We start from the raw sequence: 19,820 nt of genomic DNA, 5'->3' as shown, positions 1-19,820 counted from the left end.
ATCGGGATCGCCAAACCGTGGCGCAGTTTGCGGCAACCACCTCACAGGCCGTATAGCCAATCGAGGCTCGCTTTGCCAAGCAAAACGCCTGCCAGAAGCAATAACGTGTGTGTCAGCACCGATGCTGCGCCAGCGAAGCGCATTATCCGCCAAACCAAGCCGGTCTGGGATCAGACCATGCGCCAAATTTGAGAGAAAATCGTTCTAAGCCTGGTCGAGCCCGTAGAGCGTGTGCAGCGTGCGCACCGCGAGTTCGGTATAGGCGGCGTCGATCAGCACCGAAAACTTGATCTCCGAGGTGGTGATGGCGCGGATGTTGATGTTGCGCTCGGACAATGCCTTGAAGGCCTTCGCCGCGACGCCGGCATGGCTGCGCATGCCGCTGCCGATCACCGAGACCTTCGACACGTCGGTGGCGCTGTCGAGCCGGGCATAGCCGATCTTGCCCTTCGACGAGGTGATGGTGTCGCGGGCGCGGTTATAGTCGGAGGCGGGAACGGTGAAGGTGAGATCGGTGGTCTTGCCGTCCTCGGAGACGTTCTGCACGATCATGTCGACGTTGATGTTGGCTTCGGCCAGCGGGCCGAAGATCGCGGCGGCAACGCCCGGCTTGTCCTCGATCTGGCGCAGCGAAATCTGGGCTTCGTCCTTGGAGAAGGCGATGCCGGTGACGACGTGGCTTTCCATGATTTCCTCCTCGCTGCAGATCAGCGTGCCCGGTGGTGTGCCGTGCGGGTCGATATCCTCGGGCTTGTCGAAGCTGGAACGAACGAACACAGGTATGTTGTGCACCATGCCGAGTTCCACCGAGCGCACCTGCAGAACCTTGGCGCCCAGCGAGGCCAGTTCCAGCATGTCCTCAAAGGCGATCTTGTCCAGCCGCCGCGCCTTGGGAACCACCCGCGGATCGGTGGTGTAGACGCCGTCGACGTCGGTATAAATGTCGCAGCGGTCGGCCCGGATGGCGGCGGCGATCGCCACCGCCGAGGTATCCGAACCGCCGCGCCCGAGCGTGGTGATCCGGTTGGTCTGCGGGTTGATGCCCTGGAAGCCGGCAATGACGGCGACTTCCTGGCGATCCTTGAATCGAGCGGTGATCTCGCTGCCGTCGATCTCGAGAATACGCGCCGAGGCGTGGGCGTCGGAGGTCTTGATCGGGATCTGCCAGCCCTGCCACGAGCGGGCCTGGATGCCCATGCCCTGCAGCACGATGGCGAGCAGGCCCGAGGTCACCTGTTCGCCGGATGCCACCACGGCGTCATATTCGCGCGCATCATGCAGCGGCGAGGCGTCGCCGCACCAGCCGACCAGCTCGTTGGTCTTGCCGGCCATGGCCGACACCACGACGGCGACGTCATGCCCGGCGTCGACTTCGCGTTTGACGTGACGCGCGACGTTGCGGATTCGGTCGATGTTGGCGACGGACGTACCGCCGAATTTCATCACGAGGCGGCCCATGACGTCGCGTGCATTCCCTGTGAGGATAAGTTAGGTGACCCGCACGGAAAGTGGAGCGCCCGGGCCGAAAGCGGCGTATACATAGCGACGCGGTCCGGGGCAAGCACCCCCGGTTCCGTTTTCGACCCAAAAATGGCGCAAATTGCTGTGGTGACGGGTTAATTCAGGACGAGCGTATGGGGCGTTATATCGATGATATCCTGCAGCCCGGCGAGAGGGTGCTGTATTCGACCAACGCACATTGGATGTTCTTTTTGCCGGCCATCGCGGCGTGGGTCGTGGCGCTCGTCTTTCTGGTGCTGTCGCGTATGGTCAGCCCCGACGCGCTGATGTTGCTTTGCCTGGGGCTGGCGGGCGTCGCTGGACTTGCGGCATTGTATTGGACCGCGACGGCCTGGTTCCATCGCTGGACCACCGAGACCGACGTCACCAATATGCGAGTCGTCCACAAGACGGGTTTCATCAAGCGGCGGACTTTCGAGATGAGCCTCGACAAGGTCGAGAGCGTCGACGTCAACCAGAGCATCCTCGGCCGCATCCTGAACTACGGCGACGTCACCATTCAGGGCGTCGGCGAGGGCACGCAAACCATTTCCACCATTGCGCGCCCGCTGGCGTTTCGCACCGCCATCACCACCCGACCGGCCGGCACCTGAATCATGGCCATACAGCGAAATTCATCCGCCGGCCTTTCTGTGATGGGCGGCAGCGTTGACCCGGCCGAGGTCGCGAAATTTTCGAAATTGTCGGATGAGTGGTGGGACCCCAAAGGCAAGATGGCCCCGCTGCACAAGATCAACCCGCTGCGTCTCGCCTATATCCGCGACGCTGCCTGCCGCAAGTTTGAGCGTAACGCCAGGAGCTTGAGTTGCCTCTCGGGGCTGCGGATCCTCGATATCGGTTGCGGCGCTGGCCTGTTGTGCGAGCCGTTGACGCGGCTGGGCGCGCAGGTGATCGGGATCGATCCGTCCGCGACCAATATTGCGGCTGCCAAGCTGCACGCCGACAAGGGGCATCTGTCGATCGATTATCGCTGCACCACCGTCGAGCAGATGGACCATCGCGAGCGGTTCGACATCGTGCTGGCGATGGAAGTGATCGAGCATGTTACCGATGTCGGCGCGTTCCTCGCCCGCTGCGCGGCGATGGTCAAGCCGGGCGGAATGATGGTGGTCTCCACGCTGAACCGCAACTGGAAGAGCTTTGCGCTCGCGATCGTCGGCGCCGAATATGTGCTGCGCTGGCTGCCGCGCGGCACCCATCAGTGGGACAAGTTCGTCACGCCGGACGAACTCGCCCGGCACCTCGCCAACAACCGGCTCACCATCACCGAGCAGGCCGGCGTGGTCTATAACCCGCTTGCCGACAGATGGAGTATCTCGTCCGACATGGACGTGAACTACATGGTGGTGGCGGAAGGGGTGTAATTGATGGCGGCACTTTTACCGCATCACCAGTGTCGTCCCTGCGAACGCAGGGACCCATAACCACCAGCTTACATTGTTGAAGCGCAGCCGTCTCGCCGTGTGCCATTTCCGCGGGCCGCGGCGTATGGATCCCTGCGTTCGCAGGGACGACGGCGGGTTTGTGGTAGGGCAGCGCATTACCGCCATGACGCCGCTCCGGTTGACCGCATTCGTGGCGCCCGGCATGGTGCGGCAGCTTCCCGCCGGTATTCCCCATGCTCTCCGTCGCCACGCTCTGGATTCCCTTCACCATCATCGCTGCGCTGGGCCAGGTCGCCCGCAATGCGATGCAGCGGTCGTTGACGGGGCCGCTCGGGACCTGGGGCGCGACCAATATCCGCTTCCTGTTCGGCTTTCCGTTTTCGATCATCTTCTTCACTGTCGTGGTGGCTTTCACCGGCGACCCTGTACCGTGGCCGACGGTGGCGTTCTGGCCGTGGCTATTGCTCGGCGCGCTGAGTCAGATCGTGGCCACCGGTCTGATGTTGCTTGCGATGAACGATCGCTCGTTTGTCGTGACCACGGCGTATATCAAGACCGAGGCGATCCAGGCTGCGATCTTCGGCTTCATCTTTCTTGGCGATCATTTGACGGCGCTGAAAGTGGTCGCGATCGTGATCGCGACCGTCGGCGTGGTCATCACGGCGCTGCGGCCGGGCGGCGAAAAAGGTTTTGCGGAGTTGAAGCCGACCATCATCGGCCTGGTTGCCGCGGCGGGCTTTGCCCTGTCGGCCGTTGGCTTTCGCGGCGCGGTCATCGTGGTGCCGGGCGTCTCCTTCGTCACCGCGGCGTCGTACACGCTGGTGTTCGGCCTGTTCGTGCAGACGCTGGTGCTGACGGTCTACCTGCTCGCCCGCGCGCCTGATGTGCTGATGAAGATTTTCGGGCTGTGGCGGCCCTCGATGCTCGCGGGCTTCATGGGCGCCTTCGCCTCGCAATTCTGGTTTCTGGCGCTAGCGCTGACAGCGGCGGCCAACGTGCGCACGCTGGCGCTGGTCGAAGTGCTGTTCGCGCAGGCCGTGTCGTATTACTCGTTCAAGCAGCCGCTATCGGCGCGAGAGCTGTCGGGCATCGTGCTGATCGTAGTGGGCGTGGCGCTATTGGTGGCGGCGTAAGGACACTGTCATTCCGGGGCGGTGCGAAGCACCGAACTATGGTGCGCAATTGCGCACCTGAGAATCTCGAGATTCCGGGTCTGGTCCTTCGGACCATCCCGGAATGACGGTCTACGTCAGTTCAATTCCTATCTTCCGGCAGCACCGGCAGCGGGGATACCTCGACGCCTTCGTCGATCAGCGCGCGCGCCTCATCCGGCGTGGCTTCGCCGTAGATCGGGCGGTGCTCGATATCGCCGTAGTGCATCTTGCGCGCTTCGTTGGGGAAGCGCTCGCCGACATTGTCGGCATTCTTGACGATGTGATCGCGCAATTCCTTCAGCTTGGCGCGCAGCTCGCGCTCCTGCGCCATCAACAGCGGCGTCGATTCCGATCCGGTTGCTTCCGCAGGCGCGGCCGGCGTAGGCGCGGCTTGCTCGCGGCCCTTCTTGCTGACGATCTGCGGAGCCATGATGGCGCGTTCGACCTTGACCGAGCCGCAATTCGGGCAGCTCACCAGCTTGCGCTTTTCCTGGGTCTCGTAAGCCGCGGAGCTTTGAAACCAGCTTTCGAAAGCATGGCCTTTCTCGCAGCGAAGGTTGTAGCGGATCATACCGAGCCTCGGACGAGGTGCAGATGTTCGGGGCCGGCCTTGGGATCGGCAATGCCGAAGCGTCTGCCATGTTGTAGCGACGGCACGGCTCTGCGAGCCGTCTCGACCCTGGATGTGTCGATGCTGGCGAGGAATACGCCGGGCTCGACGCCGCCCTCCGCAAGGACCTCGCCCCAGGGGCCGATGATCAGCGAATGCCCGTAGGTCTCGCGCTTGTTCTCATGCATGCCGCATTGCGCCGCGGCGAACACGAAGCAGCCGGTCTCGATGGCGCGGGCGCGCAACAGCGTGTGCCAATGTGCCTCGCCGGTTTTCCTGGTGAAGGCCGAAGGCACGGTGAGGAACGACGCGCCGGCCTCGGCCAGCGCGCGATAGAGCGCCGGAAACCGCACGTCGTAGCAGATCGTCAGCCCGATCCGGCCCCACGGCAAGTCCGAGATCACGGCAGTTTCGCCCGGCTGGTAGTTGGCGGATTCGCGATAGCTCTCGCCGCCGGGCAGATCGATATCGAACATATGGATCTTGTCATAGCTGGCGAGCAAATTGCCGTCAGGCCCGATCAGGAACGAGCGATTGACGGCGCGCTCGGGCGAGAAGCGCAGCGCCAGCGAGCCGATATGAAGATGAATCTTCAGCTCCGCGGCCAGCGCGCGATAGGCCTTCAGCGAGAGGTCGTCTGCTTCCGATGCAAGATGCTCGAACAGCGCCTTGCGGTTCAGTTGCATCATGTTGCTCACCTCGGGCGTGAGCACGTAGTCGGCGCCTTGCGCTGCGGCCTCGCGGATCAGGTTGATGCCCTGTTCGAGGCTCGGTTCGGGCAGCAGCCCGGTGCGCATCTGCACCATGGCAGCGGTGAAGGTGGAACCAGCGCTCATGAGGGGGCCTTTTCTCCCGCCAGCAAAGCGTCGAGCTTGCCCGCGCGGTCCAATGCATAAAGCTCGTCACAGCCGCCGACATGCGTTGTGCCGATGAAGATCTGAGGGAAGGTCGAGCCATGGCCTGCGCGGTCGTACATCTGCTCGCGATAGGCCGAGTCGGCGGCCACGTTCAGTTCCGTGAACGCGGCGTTCTTGCGCGTCAGCAGCGATTTGGCGGCGGTGCAGTAGCCGCAGCCCGGGCGGGTATAGATTTCAATGGCGGTCATGGCGCGCTCTGATTGGCAAGTCTTTCTTGGCAAGTCTTTGAATTATATGGGAGCCCGGTGGCTGTCCACAACCCGCGCGAATACCAGCACGTCGACCTGCGCGGCCTTGGCGCGCAGTAGCGCCCGGGCGCAAGCGTCGGTCGTGGCGCCTGACGTCAGCACGTCGTCGATCAGGATGACGCGGCGGCCCTGGATGTCGGCCACGCGGTCGGCGGCGACCTTGAAGGCGCCCTGCACATTGCTGGCGCGCTGTGGTCGGGATAGCCCGATCTGCTGCTCGGTCGCGCGAATGCGACGAAGCGCCTCAGAGGCCAGTTTGACGCCGGTTTGGCGCGAAATCACCCGCGCCAGCGCGCCGGATTGGTTGTAGCGGCGGCTCCAGCCGCGTCGCCAGTGCAGGGGAACAGGGACCAGCACGTCGGCTTCGTCAAGCAATTCCTGGCCCGCGCGGGCCATCCAGCGGCCCATTGCCGGCGCCAGATCGGTGCGATCCTGGTACTTCAGCGCATGAACCAGCGTGCGGGCGACGTCGTCATAACGCACCGCGGCGCGGGCGCGCTGGTAGGCCGGCGGATTGGCGATCGCCTCCATCGAGAGCAATTCCGGACCCGGATCGTAGACGAAGGGGATGCCGAGCCGCGGACAGAACGGTGGTGCGATGAACGACAGTTTCGCCCAGCATGCCGCGCAAACGCCCTCGCCATCGACCGGCTCGCGGCAGGAAACGCACTGCGTCGGCAGCGCGATGTCGAGCGCGAGCCGCGGCAGGTGCGCGAATGCGTCGCGGCAGGCGCTCAACGCGCCGCGAAGCTGGCTGGAAATGGAGCGTGGTGGTGATGCCTCGGCGTCCATGGCGTGAGGCTAGCGCTGTGCCGCGTGCGGCTCAAGCACGGCATTGCCAGAGATAGGCAGCCAGCGTACCAACCGGCATGACTTCGAGCCCGACCAGTGCGCCCATCCTGTTCGACCGTGCGCTCTTGCGCGCGCGGCTAGACCGCGCGCGGCGCAGCGGGCCGGCGACATTCCTGCTCGATCGTATCAGGGAAGATTTCGAAGAGCGGCTGCAGGCGGTGACGCGAGGTTTTGCCGATGCGGCCGATATCTGGACGCCGGGCGAACTCCTGCGAAAACCATTGGCCGATCGCTTCGCATCCATCACCCGCCTCGATGTCGATCAATCCGAAACCCTGCACTTGCCGCCGCAATCGCTCGATCTCGCTGTTTCCGCGCTGGCTTTTCAGTTCGTCAACGATCTGCCCGGCGTGCTGGCGCAGATCCGCCGCGCGTTGAAGCCGGATGGGCTGTTGCTGGCGGCGATGATCGGCGGCGATACGTTGACGGAGCTCCGGCAGAGCTTTGCCGCGGCGGAAGCCGAATGCGAGGGCGGGGTATCGCCGCGCGTCGCGCCGTTTGCGGATTTGCGGGATGTCGGCGGCCTCCTGCAGCGCGCAGGGCTCGCGCTGCCGGTGACCGACGTCGATCGCGTCGTGGTGCGCTACGACAGCGCGTTTGCGCTGATGGCCGATCTCAGGCGGATGGGTGCGACCAATTTTTTGATCGAACGGCGACGGACGCCGACCCGCCGCGCCACGATGTTGCGGATGGCGCAGATCTACGGCGAACGTTTTGCGGATGCGGACGGCCGTATCCGCGCGACGTTCGATATTGTCTGGCTCTCCGGCTGGGCGCCGCACGAGAGCCAGCAAAAGCCGCTGAAGCCGGGTTCGGCGAAAGCAAGCCTGGAAGCCGCGGTGAAGAAAACTGCTCCCAAGTAGGCAACCCAAGGCGCACCCCGCCACCGCGCTAGCTTAAGGCGCTGAAAGTCGGTCGACACGGTTGACAAGGTTGACAGGGAGGTTCTTCGAAACTCTAGGAGAGACGTTCTCGGGGCCGGTCTTCCTGGTCCACGCGCAAAACTGTAATCGGCCACATGAATGGCTGCATCCACAATGGCGAGAGAGATCCGTGGCCGCGGCTAGCTAGATAATCGATAGCATCGGACTACGAGGCGAAGTGATTGAGCCAGGTCCCTTGGCCCATTCGGGATTTATGACCCGTCACGGCATACGCTAACCATGTAGATGCTCAGCTCATTGGTTTTGATAAGCTCGTACGGATCGGTCACCCCTTCTTCCCGCAGCCATTTGATCTGCAATTCGTATGCTTGGCGTTCGTAAGCAGCAATACAGGGGAGGACGATGTTGTTTGACCTCTGCACGTGGTGCACCAGTTCATGCACCAGAGTGCTTTTCTGTCGCAGATCATCGGGTCGCCAGCCCTGAGGCAGGTAAATTGACCCCTCGTCGCGATTGTAGAGCGCCTGCAACTCCAGCCCGCTATTTTCCGGCGAGCCGTGTCGCATTGCCATTTCCGCCGGTGTCACGAAGTGGATCGGCGGATGATCGGGAGCCGACAAACCGGTCTGGGCAACGATCCATGCGATGTAGATTGCGATCAGGCTATCCAAGGAAACGACCTCCTGCAGCAAGAGCGCAGTGCGGCCTGCTGGTGAGCATTTCCCGAGTTTCGGAATCCTGGCTAGATTGGCGCGGAGCGGGTTGCTCGGAAGGCGCGATCAAGTGTTCGTATTGACGCAGGATTCGACCTGCCTGAAGGCGCCGTGAGCTGTGCAGCGCCGACGTGATAAAGGCGAAGAAGCTTCGCCTTTCCTTCTCGACGTGAAACGGAGCGAGAGGCGGCAGTACGGCCGAAGGGTACGAAGTGTTTTTCATTATCAGGACGCCACGGTAGATTGATGATTTAATGCGTTGTCAGCACAATATCTGGAACCAACGGCCCCGAGGGCTGACCGCGCGATGGCGGCGGTTGCAGGGGCATAATCCAGGATTGGCAGGCGCTTCAGCGTGATCGGTTGCCAGAAAAAGCGGCACGCTTCAGCATGCGCTTCAAGCACGTCGATGCCGACATCGCGTAGAAAATCAGGTCTGTCGCTGATATCCTCGCGCAGCTTTGACCGGAAGCAGGCGCGCTCCCACCATGTCAAAGGCAGCCGCGCAATGGCATGGTCGGCGTGACCAGGTTTATTTCTGTAAATTTGCAAGAAAAGCTCCTGAGGCAGTTTGGTCCGCGATGATTGTTTTGAAAAAGAAGGCGCTTGGATATTCACCGCTCAATAGCGATTGCCGCTCCGGGTGTGAGGATTAAGAAGAAAGGCAACACCCGCGTCTCGGAGGCGCTAGATCGTGCGATCAATCGCCACTGGGAATACGAAGGTCATGTCGTAAAAATTCTCCACCGGGAGATCTTTGATCTCTCGATGTCTGTCGGGGACGTCGATGCTCCCGCTTTTGCAAACCGGAGCAGCGCATGATGGGATGATGAAAGAGCCGGGAAGCCATCGGTACCGTTCGCTCTTCGACAGACCTCCCAATGTCGTCACGGTGGGAGGGACCCGTCTTCCCAGCACCCGTGCTGAATATCGCGCCACGTGATGCGTCTGAAAACTACCTGGAAAGGTGGTTCGTTGTCGTTTATGCATGCCCGCGCAGGCCGGCCGACCTGCACACGCTTTGGGAATGACATGCATCTCTCCACGGATCCCATCGATCCGCAAAACCAAGATGTCTATGCACTCTGGGATCAGCTGGCCGACTTCTCGGCCGCCGACGGCGACGCCGCGCTGACACACCTGCTGTCCGCACTGCGTACCATGTTGTCGGCACGCAATGTGCTATGGGGTGTGCTGGTGCGATTGCCTTCGCCGAAGCGGACCGATCCCTTGCTTGGCTGGCGTCCGCGCCTTGTCCGGGTGCTGGACCCGATACCGGCCGTGGCGGCATCTGTGCAGAAGCAGTACGATACGCTCTGGTCCGACAACGTCGACCTGTCTCAGATTCTTTCCGTGTCGGGAGATGAGCCGTTCCGTGTCCGCCTGCTGTTCGAAGCGCTGCCGCCGGAATGGTTCGAGGGCGAGCATTATCGTCGGCACTATTTGGACGTCGGATTCGCCGACAGCATTTCAGTGCGCATTGCGCTCAATAACGACGTGAGGATCCGCCTGTTCGTATTTCGCGATGCACAGGCACCTCGCTTCTCGGCGCACGACGGCCAGCGCCTGGGCTTCACGATGCGGGGGTTGAGATGGTTTCACCGTCAACAACTGCTCAGCCACGGCCTGCTCATCGCCGACGCGGCCCTGACACCCGCTGAGCGCAGGGTATTGCTCGCACTGCTCGACGGGCACGCGGAAAAGGAGATTGCGCAGAAGTTCGACCAAAGTCCGAACACCACGCACTTCCACGTCAAGTCGATCTACGCCAAGTTCGGCGTGCGCAACCGCGCGACGCTAGCCGCGCTCTGGCTTGGCAAGCTGCGATAACGCATTGAACCCGGACCAAGCGATGTCATCGGGTCGCGACACGCCACGACAGGCCCGCCGCCAATTACCTTGGCCTTGGTCCAGCTTTCATCCATTCGGCTGTGGTTTGCTGCGCGTTACGAGTCCACACCGTAGGTTGGGCCGTGACGACGGACCATTTTTCTTCTCGTGCCCCGGACGCAAGCAGCACGAGTGCTGCGAGCCGACCCCATTCTACTGTGCATGGGGTTGTTTTCGCGATTTTGTGTCTGGGCTCTGCGTGCCGCCGAAGAGGCGCTGCGCTGGAAGACTCTTTGGAGTTGATGGATGCCCAAGTTCGGGCATGACGGCCGAGTACGCAGCCGCTTACATCAACAAATCGATCAGATGCGGGATCAGCGGAATGTCCGCGGGCGGCATCGGGTAGTCGCGCAGCCTGTTGGCGCGGACCCAGGCCAGTTGCTGGCCTTCGCGCGCCATCACCATGCCTTCCCAGCGCCGGCAGATGTAGAGCGGCATCAACAGATGAAAGCTTTCATAGGCGTGGCTCGCGAACGTCAGCGGCGCCAGACATGGCTCGCTGACGTCGATCCCGATCTCCTCATGCAGTTCGCGGATCAAGGTCTGCTCCGGCCGCTCGCCGGGCTCGACCTTGCCGCCGGGAAATTCCCACAAGCCAGCGAGCGCCTTTCCTTCCGGGCGCTGCGCGATCAGCACGCGCTTGTCGGCATCGACCAGCGCGCAGGCGACCACGAGGGTGAGCTTGATGTCAGCCATGCGCCCCCGTCTCGCTCATGACCGGTAGTCACCATTGATCGCGACATATTCCTTGGTGAGGTCGCAGGTCAGCACGCGGTCGCGGCCCTTGCCGAGGCCAAGCGCGACCTTGATCTGGATCTTGGGGTTCTTCATCACCTCGGAAACCTCCGCCTCGTTGTAGGACGGATCGCGCGCGCCGCTCTTGGCGACGCGAATGCCGTTGAACGAGATCGAAAGCTTGTCGCGGTTGGCCGGCTCGCCGGCCTTGCCGACCGCCATCACCACGCGGCCCCAATTGGCATCCTCGCCGGCGATCGCCGTCTTCACCAGCGGCGAATTCGCGATCGACATGGCGATCTTGCGCGCGGAGTTCTTCGTGGTTGCGCCTTCGACGATAACCTCGACCAGCTTGCGCGCGCCTTCGCCGTCGCGGGCCACCTGTTCGGCAAGGTTCGCCAGCACACCCTGGAAGGCCTTGGCAAACGCCTTCAGGCGGGGGTCACTGGCGCGACTGATCTTTGGCGCGCCATCGTCGGCGGCCGCGCCGGTCGCGAAGGCCAGCAGCGTGTCAGACGTCGAGGTGTCGCTGTCGATGGTAATGGCGTTGAAAGTGTCCTCGACGCCGCTCTTGAGCAGCGACTGCAGCACGGCGGACGACAGCGGCGCATCGGTAAACACGAAGGACAGCATGGTCGCCATATCGGGCGCGATCATGCCCGCGCCCTTGGCCATGCCGTTGATCGTGACCTTGGCCTTGCCGAGCTTCACCGTGGCGGTTGCGACTTTCGGAAAGGTATCGGTGGTCATGATGGCCTTCGCCGCGTCGATCCAGTGGTCGGGCGCGGCGGCATCCGCCAGCGTTGCCAGCACGCCGTCGAACTTGGTGGCGTCGAGCGGCTCGCCGATCACGCCGGTGGAGGCGAGGAACACATCGGAGGTCGCGCAGCCGACCGCCTTCGCCGCGGTTTGCGCGGTCAGCGCCGTCGACTGCTTACCGGTCTTGCCGGTGAACGCGTTCGCATTGCCGGAGTTCACCACCAGCGCACGGGCTTGCCCGCGGCCGAGTTTGGCGCGGCACCATTCCACCGGCGCAGACGGGCATTTCGATTTGGTGAACACGCCGGCAACCGTGGTGCCCTTGTCCATGACGGCGAGCAGCACGTCGGTTCGCCCCTTGTAGCGGATGCCGGCGGCGGCTGTGGCAAGCTTCACGCCCGCAATCGCGGGCATCTCGGGGACATCGGTCGGGGCGAGGGGGGAAACGGTGGTGGACATGCGAGCACCTTCTTCGACCAGATCAACCATAGCCGGACCTGCGCCGGCATCGACGTCTTCAGGGCCTGTCAACCGGTCCCCGGACATGGAACGGCCGGGCGCTTGGCCCGGCCATGACGATGGTAGATACTATCGGTCTCGCAGAAGTGACAGCGATTTTTTACTTCTTAGGCGGCGCCATCTTGGAATCCGAGGGCTTTGCTGCATCCGGCTTGATGGCCTCGGCCGGCTTGTCCATGCGCTCGACCTTGGCGGCTTCGCGCAGCTTGGCGACATATTCGGCCTGCGCCTTGCGCGTCACATAGGTCTCGATCTGGGCCTTGACCTGCTCGAACTCGGGCGCCTTGCGGGCGCGCTTTTCCTCGACCTTGATGAGGTGCCAGCCGAATTGCGACTTGACGGGATCGGAGATCTTGCCGGGTTCGAGCGTGAAGGCGACGGCGGAGAATTCCGGCACCATCTGTTCCTTGGTGAAGAAGCCGAGATCGCCGCCATCCGAGGCGCCGGGGTCCTTGGACTTCTTCTTCGCCAGTTCGGCGAAGTCGCCGCCCTTCTTCAGCTCTTCCGCGATCGTCTTGGCCTCGTCCTCGGTCTCGACCAGGATGTGCCGGGCGTGGACTTCCATTTCCCCGGTGATCTGCTTGGCGGCCTCCTCGTAGACCTTCTTCATGGCCTCTTCGCTGGTCGCGGCCTTGCCCTCGGTGGCGAGCAGGCTGTCCATCAGCAGGCGGCTGCGCGTGAACGCCAGGCGCTTCTTGAAGTCTTCGGAATTCTCGACCTTCTTTTCCTCGGCGGCCTTGGCGACGATCTTGAGGTCGATCAGGAAGGCCAGCACGTTGTCCTTCTTGGTCGCCGGGTCCATTTGCGCGAGGCTCGGGCCGAGTTCCTCTTCCGCGAGCGCGACGTCGCTCTGGCGGATCTCCGCACCGTTAACCTTGGCGAGAACGGGGTTGTCCTGGGCGCGAACCGGCAGGCCGGCGGCAAGAACCGCAGCCAGACAGGCCATTACGGCCAAAGAACCCCGTGAGCAGGCCGTGCCGAAGCGCAGGCCGGTTTTCGTTTCCGGGAACGAGGTGGTCATGGAAAATCCTTGTCTTGAAGAGGGGCGCCAAAGGCGGCGGGACACTCGCCCAAACATGCGGCCTTGGCAACGCGAAAAGTCTGTCAAAATGATGAATTCCTTGACATACGAACCCACGTTGACAAGGCCCGACCCCGGCCATATCTGTGCCGGATCGTCCAGCGGCGATAGCGCTTATTTTACTGCGTTTTTTGCCGTTGAACCTTGGATTGCTTAATTCCCACTCATTAGGCGGATGACGCCCCGGAACGGGGTATTTGCCGCCGTGCGTCACGGTGAGTTGATAGGCAATTTGGTGGTCCATCACGGCTTGCAACGCAAGTAACGGCAAAGGCAGGAATTGGCATGATCGGCGCGCTCGCCCGCAAGTTTTTCGGCTCCGCCAACGACCGGCGGGTGAAGGGATACCAATCCCGCGTCAACGCCATCAATGCGCTTGAGCCCGAACTCGCGAAACTCTCGGATGAGGCGCTGAAAGCCCGCACCGCCGAATTCCGCCAGCAGCTCGCCGACGGCAAGACGCTCGACGACATCCTGGTTCCAGCCTTCGCCACCGTCCGCGAAGCCGCCAAGCGCACCCTCGGCCAGCGGCATTTCGACGTCCAGTTGATCGGCGGCATCGTGCTGCATGAGGGCGACATCGCCGAGATGAAGACCGGCGAAGGCAAGACCCTGGTGGCGACGCTCGCGGTCTATCTCAACGCGCTGGCCGGCCGGGGCGTCCACGTCGTCACCGTCAACGACTATCTCGCCCGCCGCGATAGCGAATGGATGGGCCAGATCTACAATTTCCTCGGCTTGACTGTCGGCGTCATTGTCCATGGTCTTGACGATGGCGAGCGCAAGGATGCCTATTCGCGCGACATCACCTACGGCACCAACAACGAATACGGTTTCGATTATCTACGCGACAACATGAAGTACCGGCTGGAGGACATGGTCCAGCGCGGCCATTTCTACGCCATCGTCGACGAAGTCGACTCGATCCTGATCGACGAGGCGCGCACGCCGCTGATCATCTCCGGCCCGCTCGACGACCGCTCGGAATTCTACAACACCATCGATACCTTCTTCCCCCAGCTCGACAAGACCGATTACGAGGTCGACGAGAAGCAGCGCACGGTGACGCTGACCGAAGCCGGCATGGAGAAGATCGAAACGCTGCTGCGCGACGCCGGCCAGCTCAAGGGCGAGTCGCTCTACGACGTCGAGAACGTCTCGGTCGTGCACCACATCAACCAGGCGCTGCGGGCGCATTCGCTGTTCACCCGCGACAAGGACTACATCGTCCGCGACGGCGAAGTCATCATCATCGACGAGTTCACCGGCCGCATGATGCCGGGACGGCGCTATTCGGAAGGCCTGCACCAGGCGCTGGAAGCCAAGGAGCACGTTCAGGTCCAGCCGGAAAACCAGACGCTGGCCTCGATCACGTTCCAGAACTATTTCCGGATGTACGAAAAGCTCGCGGGCATGACCGGTACGGCCGCGACCGAAGCCGACGAATTGTTCGACATCTACAAGCTCGAGGTCGTGGAAATCCCGACCAATCTGCCGGTGGCGCGTCTCGACGAGGACGACGAGGTCTACCGCACCCAGACCGAGAAATACGCCGCCATCCTGGCCGAGATCGAACGCGCCAATGCGCGGCTGCAGCCGGTGCTGGTCGGCACCGCCTCGATCGAAAAGTCGGAAGTGCTGGCCGACTATCTGAAGAAGCACGGCTACAAGCAGATCGATTTCGGCAACGACGCCGCGCTGGAGAAGCTCTATGCCGCCGCGCGCGCCGGCAAGCCGGCAAAACTGTTTGCGGTGCTGAACGCGCGCTTCCACGAGCAGGAAGCCTATATCGTTGCCGAGGCCGGCGTGCCCGGCGCGATCACGATCGCGACCAACATGGCCGGCCGCGGTACCGACATCAAGCTCGGCGGCTCGCTCGAGATGCGGATCCTTCAGGAGACCGCCGACATCACCGACGAGGCCGAGAAGGCCAAAAAGATCGAACAGATCAAGGCCGACATCGAGCGCTTCCGCGAGATCGTGCTGAAGGCAGAGGAAGTGGTGGAGCTCGAGCCTGCCAAGGGCTCTAAGGCGGCCAAGACCGTGACCAAGCCTGGCGGGCTCTACATCATGGGCTCGGAGCGCCATGAATCCCGGCGCATCGACAACCAGCTCCGCGGCCGCTCCGGCCGCCAGGGCGACCCCGGACGCTCGAAGTTCTTCCTGTCGCTGGAAGACGATCTGATGCGGATCTTCGGCTCCGACCGGCTCGACACCATGCTGCAGCGGCTTGGCCTGAAGGAGGGCGAGGCCATCATCCATCCGTGGATCAACAAGGCGCTGGAGAAGGCGCAGCAGAAGGTCGAGGCGCGCAACTTCGATATCCGCAAGAACCTGCTCAAGTTCGACAACGTCCAGAACGACCAGCGCAAGGTGATCTTCGACCAGCGCGTCGAGCTGATGAGGAGCGACAGCGTGGCCGAAATGGTCACGGATATGCGTCACGACTTCATCGACGACATCGTCACCAAGCATGTGCCCGAGCATGCCTATGCCGAGCAATGGGATGTCGCCGGCCTCAAGGAAGAATTGAAGCGCGTGCTCGACATCGACCTGCCGGTCGACGAATGGGCCAAGGAAGAAGGCATTGCGGACGAGGAACTGCTGACGCGGATCGAGCAGCGCGTCGACGAGCACATGGCGGCCAAGGTCGCGCAATGGGGTCCCGACGTGATGCGCTACGTCGAGAAGACCATCCTCTTGCAGACGCTCGACCACCTCTGGCGCGAGCACCTGATCATGCTCGATCATCTGCGTCAGGTGATCGGCCTGCGCGGCTATGGCCAGCGCGATCCCTTGCAGGAATACAAGTCGGAAGCCTTCGGCCTGTATGAGGCAATGACCGCGCATTTGCGCGAGGCGGTGACGGCGCAATTGATGCGCGTCGAGATCGTGCCGCCGGAAGAGCAGCAGCCGGTGCTGCCGGCGATGGAAGCGCACAAGTTCGATCCCAATACCGGCGAAGACGAAATGGCCTTTGCCAACGCCTCGCTGGTGCCCCAGGCTCCGGCCGCCGACCGCGATCCGAAAAACCCCGCAAGCTGGGGCAAGGTCGGCCGCAACGAGGATTGCCCTTGCGGAAGCGGCAAGAAGTACAAGCACTGCCACGGGCGGTACGCGTGATCAATGATTCCAATAACTTAGCGGATTTTCCCGGCTATTTTTGCCTATAGGTCCGCTAGGCATTGAAACGCTTCCAATCCTGGTGGTGCTTGCCGAAGTTCAGGGGCACCACGGATGGAAGGCGCTCGCTATCTTGACGATGGCCGGCTTACGATCTTCAAGCGCTCTGGCATCTATTACGCACGGCTACGCACGTCGGCTTCAGGAGAATACATTTGGAGCTCGCTGAAGACCACCAACGAACAGACCGCTATCGACCTTGGCCGCCGATTGCTGTTCCAAATAGAACAGCGCTTCGAACAAGGCTTGCCGCCGAAATCCAAATCATTCGCAGCCGTCATTGATGACTACATCCGCTATCGTGAGCGGGATCGCCACGGTAAGACCTCGGCAGGAATGCTGAGACAGATCGGTTGTGAATTAATCTACTGCGCCGAACATGTGTCTGGCATTTTCGCCGGTACTTCAGTGCCATACTTTATACAGGCCGGGCTGCAAGCGGGAGCTTTGCTAGTGCAAAGACGCTCAATCTCTTTTCGGTAGTCAGCTTCGGAAATGAACATATCCGCTGGCTGACCACTGCGATTGATATTCTGCACGGCGCTTCCAGGATATGAATTCGCTACTAGCGTGCCCAAAGTCCTTTGATCAATTGCGCCCGCCTCCCACCATGCAGTCCCCCTGAAATATGATGTCATTCTCTCGCTCGGCGCAGTCAGAAGAGATCCCTTTACACTAGAAATATAGATATCTGTCTGCGACAATCGCATCTTTGAAAAATCGACATTGTCAAGGTTTGCATTGTTGAATGTGATGCTTGAGAGATCCAACTCCTTGCTTCCTGATCCTATATTTGCCTTGCTCCTTAGGTAGACAGAAATCGCCTCCGAAAGCAGGTGGACCATTATGCTCTCGCTTAGGGTTCGGTCTTTGAGATCGACGACTTTTTTTGCAAGCTCAGGGTCACTCGCATACGCTTGAAGTACAGCGTTCCGATTCAAGGCATTGACGCACGGGCCGACCGATCTGAATAACATGTAGGCTTTGTACTCCGGCAATTTGTCGTACGGCACATCAATTTTTCCGCACTCTGCCACCAGTTCCTCGTAAGTGCGCCTATGCGATTTTGCAATAAACACGACCGCATCGAAATTGTCGTCATCCACCTCTCCGAAGATGGAGCTCCAAGCCTCCTTGAAAGTGTCGCTTGATTTCATCGCCGCAAAAGATGATCTACTCAATAGCGCTACTTGCTTCCGGTATTCCGGCATTTTGGAGTAGCGGGTGAGCTTGAGAATAAGTGATGGACGGGTCAATACTCTCTCTAAGCCACCGTCATTAAAGGCTGAGGCAAAGGACTCCCACTCTTGCTGCTCTTTTTCCTTGGCGGCCTCTACTGCCTTTCGTTCTTCGGTCCTTCGTGCTTCCAGCAGAGTTTGATGAGAAGAGTAGAGTGTAGCGACGACGGTCAGTAGAGCCGCTATCGGTACTAACGGTGCTACCAAAGTGGAGATGAGTTGCAGTCTCATTTGTCTCTTAGCGAGACTAGCGTCCACAGCCGCCTTGTTTGCTTCTTGCTCCGCCCTTCGGGCTTCGTGTTCAAGTTTATCGATCTCGGCGCTTGCCTTCTCTGCTTCCGCCCCAACCTTCAGCATATTCAAAAGTCGTTCGGATTCCTCGACATTCGAGGGCCGCTGATTGAGAGTATTAAGAACATCCTGCACTGAAATCATGATGATGTCTCTCATTGCTACCTGAAATAGCACCAAGCACAGCAGACCTAACAAGCACAATCAAGTGTCATAACGACTTGATCCTCTGAGCGACCGAGTACGACACGTGGAAAAATCCGGCACTTGGCCGCACCGTAATGCACGAATCAGTAATAAGCTCCACAACCTCTGTTTGCGGAGTGCAGATATGAGCAGTCGGAACATAGTGATTTATTCGGACGGCACCGGCCAGCGAGGCGGAGTGCTAGTCGACGAAGATCGCAGCAACATTTACAAGCTTTACCGAGCGACAAGGTGCGGCCCTGATCGAGCTGTCGACCCAGCGGAGCAGGTCGCATTTTATGATCCGGGTATCGGAACCTTGCCTCCGGATAGCGGATGGCTCGCCTCTACTTGGGCCCGCTCTTACAATCTAATCAGCCAAGCTCTAGGCCTCGGCCTAACCGGCAACATCATCGATTGCTATGCTGCCGTGATACGTCTCTGGCGCCCCGGCGACCGGATCTTTTTGTTCGGTTTCAGCCGTGGCGCCTACACGATCCGCTGTCTAGCAGCGACCATATGCAAATGTGGCATTCCCACGCAAATGAAAGACGGGTCGCCGCTTTTACACGATCCTAGAACTTCAAAGAAGATTGCGAAGGAAGCTGTTCGCAACATTTACCAGCATACTAGCTCGTGGGATCCAGCACGTTCATCAACAAGGCAGCTCGAACTGCTGGATCAGCGGGACGCACTCGCCCGTCGCTTTCGCGAACAGTACGGGTCCTCACACGCCGACGGGCCGAACGTCTATCCTTATTTTATAGGCGTTTTCGACACGGTCGCCTCCCTATCTAACCCAATTGCATTGGCAGGGCTGATCGCTCTTGTGCCATTGGTAACAGCCCTTGTGGGCTTGGCTGCCTGTTGGGCATTGTCTTACTTCTTTGGGATTACAACTCTGTGGTGGCAATGGTTCGTGGGGTTGACCGTTGCCGTCGGCGTTATCGGCTATCTCTCGAATTTTCTTATGAGGATACGGGTAGCATTCGGTCTTCCAGGGTTTCCTTGGTATAGGACGCTGCACCTTACCGAGGCCCGCATGAATTTTTACGATCGGACTCTCAACCGGAACGTCAATTTCGCACGGCATGCGCTTTCAATAGATGAGGCAAGAGATTCATTTCAGCGGGTCCAGTGGGGTGAACCTGGGGTCTGGAAGAACTCTGAACCACGATGGTTCGAGCAGCTGTGGTTTGCAGGCAATCACTCTGACATAGGAGGGAGTTATCACGAGAATGAGTCTCGGCTCTCCGATATTTCGTTGAAATGGATGCTCGACGCTGCGGTGGCTGTAGGTTTGAAATATGACCCTTCCTTGCTGCATCTATATCCTGACGCCACGGGCCCTCAGCACGACGAAACACGCAGCAGCGTATTCAAGTACGCAAAGAGGGCTGTTCGCAACCTCAGGAATGATGCTCCGCTTCATCCTACGGTGCTAGAGCGGCTGCAAGCCGGCAAGGTGTTGAATTATGACCGATACGAAGACTATCGCCCTTCAAATCTCAAGGAGCATAAGGACGCAAAAACATTTTTCTGACTACTCTAGTGCAGCCAGCTAGCCGGGCTGATTTAGGCCATCTAAACCGCCGATTTCGAAAACCGTCGGTAACGCCGTCAACGCCATCGTTGCGAATCTATTAAAGATGCG

At 60.7% G+C, this 19,820-nt stretch carries 18 protein-coding genes; 7 read left to right on the top strand and 11 right to left on the bottom strand.

All coding sequences use genetic code 11. The features are described 5' to 3' along the window. Positions 1-204 precede the first annotated feature (204 nt). The gene (locus V1292_RS06560; protein WP_334371186.1) at positions 205-1,458 is read right to left on the bottom strand and encodes an aspartate kinase; all 1,254 of its coding nucleotides are present in this window, start codon (positions 1,456-1,458) and stop codon (positions 205-207) included. 176 nt (positions 1,459-1,634) lie between these two features. Between V1292_RS06560 and V1292_RS06555 the strand changes: the two genes are divergently transcribed. From V1292_RS06555 to V1292_RS06545, 3 genes are all read left to right on the top strand, one after another. After that, complete coding sequence (locus V1292_RS06555; RefSeq protein ID WP_334371185.1) at positions 1,635-2,114, top strand: PH domain-containing protein; 480 nt, start codon at positions 1,635-1,637, stop codon at positions 2,112-2,114. 3 nt (positions 2,115-2,117) lie between these two features. Continuing rightward, positions 2,118-2,885, top strand: a complete 768-nt coding sequence (gene ubiG / locus V1292_RS06550; RefSeq protein ID WP_334371183.1) for a bifunctional 2-polyprenyl-6-hydroxyphenol methylase/3-demethylubiquinol 3-O-methyltransferase UbiG — start codon at positions 2,118-2,120, stop codon at positions 2,883-2,885. Between the two features lie 254 nt (positions 2,886-3,139). Next, positions 3,140-4,039, top strand: a complete 900-nt coding sequence (locus V1292_RS06545; RefSeq protein WP_334371181.1) for a DMT family transporter — start codon at positions 3,140-3,142, stop codon at positions 4,037-4,039. A 121-nt stretch (positions 4,040-4,160) separates the two neighbouring features. Here V1292_RS06545 and V1292_RS06540 read toward each other — a convergent pair whose 3' ends face one another. Genes V1292_RS06540 through V1292_RS06525 form a run of 4 tightly spaced genes read right to left on the bottom strand, consistent with a single transcriptional unit; the run spans position 4,161 to position 6,627 of the window. Then, on the bottom strand, positions 4,161-4,631 hold the full coding sequence (locus V1292_RS06540) for a DUF1178 family protein (RefSeq protein WP_334371180.1): 471 nt from the start codon (positions 4,629-4,631) through the stop codon (positions 4,161-4,163). Continuing rightward, positions 4,628-5,506 carry a carbon-nitrogen hydrolase family protein gene (locus V1292_RS06535; RefSeq protein ID WP_334371179.1) on the bottom strand — a complete coding sequence of 293 codons (879 nt, stop codon included), beginning with the start codon at positions 5,504-5,506 and terminating at the stop codon, positions 4,628-4,630. The genes V1292_RS06540 and V1292_RS06535 overlap by 4 nt, the downstream gene beginning before the upstream one ends. After that, complete coding sequence (gene grxC / locus V1292_RS06530) at positions 5,503-5,775, bottom strand: glutaredoxin 3 (protein WP_334371178.1); 273 nt, start codon at positions 5,773-5,775, stop codon at positions 5,503-5,505. The genes V1292_RS06535 and grxC overlap by 4 nt, the downstream gene beginning before the upstream one ends. A gap of 42 nt (positions 5,776-5,817) precedes the next feature. Beyond that, positions 5,818-6,627 carry a ComF family protein gene (locus V1292_RS06525; protein WP_334371177.1) on the bottom strand — a complete coding sequence of 270 codons (810 nt, stop codon included), beginning with the start codon at positions 6,625-6,627 and terminating at the stop codon, positions 5,818-5,820. 77 nt (positions 6,628-6,704) lie between these two features. Between V1292_RS06525 and V1292_RS06520 the strand changes: the two genes are divergently transcribed. Further along, positions 6,705-7,550 carry a methyltransferase domain-containing protein gene (locus V1292_RS06520; RefSeq protein ID WP_334371176.1) on the top strand — a complete coding sequence of 282 codons (846 nt, stop codon included), beginning with the start codon at positions 6,705-6,707 and terminating at the stop codon, positions 7,548-7,550. Positions 7,551-7,822: 272 nt separating this feature from the next. Here V1292_RS06520 and V1292_RS06515 read toward each other — a convergent pair whose 3' ends face one another. Both V1292_RS06515 and V1292_RS06510 read right to left on the bottom strand, forming a co-directional pair. Next, positions 7,823-8,263, bottom strand: coding sequence for a DUF6647 family protein (locus V1292_RS06515; RefSeq protein ID WP_442895498.1), 441 nt, complete (start codon positions 8,261-8,263; stop codon positions 7,823-7,825). Positions 8,264-8,509: 246 nt separating this feature from the next. Next, complete coding sequence (locus V1292_RS06510) at positions 8,510-8,836, bottom strand: hypothetical protein (protein WP_334371174.1); 327 nt, start codon at positions 8,834-8,836, stop codon at positions 8,510-8,512. 480 nt (positions 8,837-9,316) lie between these two features. Between V1292_RS06510 and V1292_RS06505 the strand changes: the two genes are divergently transcribed. Next, a complete protein-coding gene (locus V1292_RS06505; RefSeq protein WP_334371173.1) occupies positions 9,317-10,114 on the top strand; it encodes a helix-turn-helix transcriptional regulator in 798 nt (265 codons plus the stop codon). 345 nt (positions 10,115-10,459) lie between these two features. Here V1292_RS06505 and V1292_RS06495 read toward each other — a convergent pair whose 3' ends face one another. From V1292_RS06495 to V1292_RS06485, 3 genes are all read right to left on the bottom strand, one after another. Continuing rightward, complete coding sequence (locus V1292_RS06495; RefSeq protein WP_334371172.1) at positions 10,460-10,870, bottom strand: (deoxy)nucleoside triphosphate pyrophosphohydrolase; 411 nt, start codon at positions 10,868-10,870, stop codon at positions 10,460-10,462. A gap of 15 nt (positions 10,871-10,885) precedes the next feature. Continuing rightward, positions 10,886-12,127, bottom strand: coding sequence for a bifunctional glutamate N-acetyltransferase/amino-acid acetyltransferase ArgJ (gene argJ / locus V1292_RS06490; protein WP_334371170.1), 1,242 nt, complete (start codon positions 12,125-12,127; stop codon positions 10,886-10,888). Positions 12,128-12,287: 160 nt separating this feature from the next. Then, on the bottom strand, positions 12,288-13,208 hold the full coding sequence (locus V1292_RS06485) for a peptidylprolyl isomerase (RefSeq protein WP_334371169.1): 921 nt from the start codon (positions 13,206-13,208) through the stop codon (positions 12,288-12,290). Between the two features lie 345 nt (positions 13,209-13,553). Between V1292_RS06485 and secA the strand changes: the two genes are divergently transcribed. Beyond that, the gene (secA, locus tag V1292_RS06480; protein WP_334371168.1) at positions 13,554-16,391 is read left to right on the top strand and encodes a preprotein translocase subunit SecA; all 2,838 of its coding nucleotides are present in this window, start codon (positions 13,554-13,556) and stop codon (positions 16,389-16,391) included. Between the two features lie 425 nt (positions 16,392-16,816). Here the strand turns inward: secA and V1292_RS06475 are convergent, their stop codons facing one another. Then, positions 16,817-18,124, bottom strand: coding sequence for a hypothetical protein (locus V1292_RS06475; protein WP_334371165.1), 1,308 nt, complete (start codon positions 18,122-18,124; stop codon positions 16,817-16,819). Between the two features lie 187 nt (positions 18,125-18,311). On the opposite strand from V1292_RS06475, the gene V1292_RS06470 reads away from it, so the two are divergent. Then, positions 18,312-19,709, top strand: a complete 1,398-nt coding sequence (locus V1292_RS06470) for a DUF2235 domain-containing protein (RefSeq protein ID WP_334371163.1) — start codon at positions 18,312-18,314, stop codon at positions 19,707-19,709. Positions 19,710-19,820 lie beyond the last annotated feature (111 nt).

Source organism: Bradyrhizobium sp. AZCC 1719, assembly GCF_036924525.1.
In the GTDB taxonomy this organism is placed as follows: Bacteria; Pseudomonadota; Alphaproteobacteria; order Rhizobiales; family Xanthobacteraceae; genus Bradyrhizobium.
The sequence above is the reverse complement of the archived record's forward strand: the minus strand, read 5'-3'. Positions and strand labels throughout refer to the sequence as shown.